The organism is Chamaesiphon polymorphus CCALA 037 (genome assembly GCF_003003845.1).
GTDB classification, from domain to species: domain Bacteria; phylum Cyanobacteriota; class Cyanobacteriia; order Cyanobacteriales; family Chamaesiphonaceae; genus Chamaesiphon; species Chamaesiphon polymorphus.
Genome location: NZ_PVWO01000744.1, coordinates 1 through 2,075, shown reverse-complemented (window position 1 = coordinate 2,075; position 2,075 = coordinate 1). Strand labels below are relative to the sequence as shown.

The 2,075-nt window shown below is 52.0% G+C and carries 1 protein-coding gene; it reads left to right on the top strand.

The annotated features are described in order from the left end of the window. Nucleotides 1-1,863: primary-amine oxidase (locus C7B77_RS28900; protein WP_106313198.1), on the top strand; the 1,863-nt coding region annotated here is incomplete at its 5' end. Between the last annotated feature and the right edge of the window lie 212 nt (nt 1,864-2,075).

Below are 2,075 nucleotides of genomic sequence, written 5' to 3'. Positions count from 1 at the left end.
GCCGAGGAAATTACTGTTGCCGTTGCCACGGTAAAACAAGCCAAATCCCTGGGAGATCGCATCCGGTTTATGTCGGTAGCATTGCAAGAACCGCCCAAAGATTGCGTCCTCGCCTATCGTCCTGGCGATGCGATCGAGCGACAGGCATTTCTGATAATAATGGATAACGAATCGGCCAAAACCTATGAAGCGATCGTGTCGATCTCCAACCGCACCGTCGTATCTTGGCAGCATATTCCCGACGTGCAGCCGGGAATTGCACTAGATGAGTTTTTTGATTGTGAAGCCGCTGTCAAAGCTAGTCCCGAATTTCAGGCAGCCCTACTCAAACGGGGCATTACCGATCTGGATCTGGTAATGGTCGATCCGTGGTCGGCTGGCAACTATGGCGGAGATGACGATCGTGGATTGCGCCTGTCGCGCGCCTTGTCCTGGGTGCGATCGAGTCCAACAGATAACGGCTATGCCCGACCGATCGAAGGTGTCATCGCAGTTGTCGATCTCCATAAAATGGAGGTAGTGCGGATAGAAGACTATGGTGTCGTACCATTACCGCCCCAAGCAGGCAACTATTCACCAGAATTTGTCAAAAACTACCGTCAAGATCTCAAACCCTTAGAGATCGTCCAGCCCGAAGGTGCCAGCTTTCAAGTCAACGGTCATGAAATCTGCTGGCAAAAATGGAAACTGCGCGTTGGCTTCACCCCCCGCGAAGGCTTGGTACTGCACACCGTATCTTATACAGACCAAGGCAAAGAACGCCCACTTATTTACCGAGCCTCCTTGGTTGAGATGACGGTACCTTATGGCGATCCGAACCCGACCCATTGCCGTAAAAATGCCTTCGACGTCGGCGAATATGGCCTGGGAACGCTCACCAACTCCCTAAAATTAGGTTGCGACTGTTTGGGTGAAGTTCATTACTTCGACGGACTCCTGACCGATAGCCGGGGCAATGTTGCCGTCATCGAGAACGCCATTTGTCTGCATGAAGAAGACTATGGAATTTTGTGGAAACATGTCGATTGGCGCACCGAACAAGCCGAAGTCCGGCGATCGCGGCGGCTGGTCGTCTCATTTATTGCCACCGTCGGCAACTATGAATACGGCTACTACTGGTACTTCTATCAAGATGGCTCGATTCAATACGAAATCAAACTGACAGGCATCATGAACACGGGTGCCGTGATGCCAGGAGAAAAGCCCCAATACGGCACCATAATTGCCCCTCAACTCTATGCCCCCAACCACCAACACTTCTTCAGCGTCCGCTTGGACATGAACGTAGACGGCCAAAACAACTCCGTCTACGAAGTCAACACCCAAGCCGCACCAATGGGGCCAGAAAACCCCTATGGCAACGCCTTCTATGCCACCCCCACCCTGCTCGAAACCGAACTAGCCGCCCAGCGGATCGTCTATCCCTTCGCCGGACGCTACTGGAAAATCGTCAATCCCAACGTCACCAATCAAATGGGCGAACCCGTGGCATATAAATTAGTTCCAGGCGAAAACATTCTCCCCTTCGCCCATCCCGAAGCCAGCGTCACCAAACGCGCCGCCTACATGACCAAACACCTGTGGGTGACCCCCTACAACCCCAAAGAATCCTACGCCACAGGCGATTACCCCAACCAACATCCCGGCGGCGCAGGCTTACCCGAATGGACGAAAGCCGATCGCCCGATCGCCAATACCGATCTCGTCGTCTGGTATACCCTCGGACATCTCCACATTCCCCGCGCAGAAGACTGGCCAGTCATGCCCGCTAGCTATCTCGGATTCATGCTCAAACCAGTCAACTTCTTCAACGAAAATCCCGCCAACGACGTCCCCGCTTCTACCAAACATAAATGCCATTAAATTAATTGAGAATTGAGAATTGAGAATTGAGAATTGGGTTTTTAGGATGGGGATTTAAACCCCTGCTTCCCGTTAATTCGTGGATTGACAATACCTGAAACCTTTCTACATCAATATATTCAGAGATCGATCGAATCCGAGCATTACCCTACAGATCTAAGTGTAGGGGAGGGCTTCGCGCCCAGCCCATTATCCCCAGCACGATCTAAACC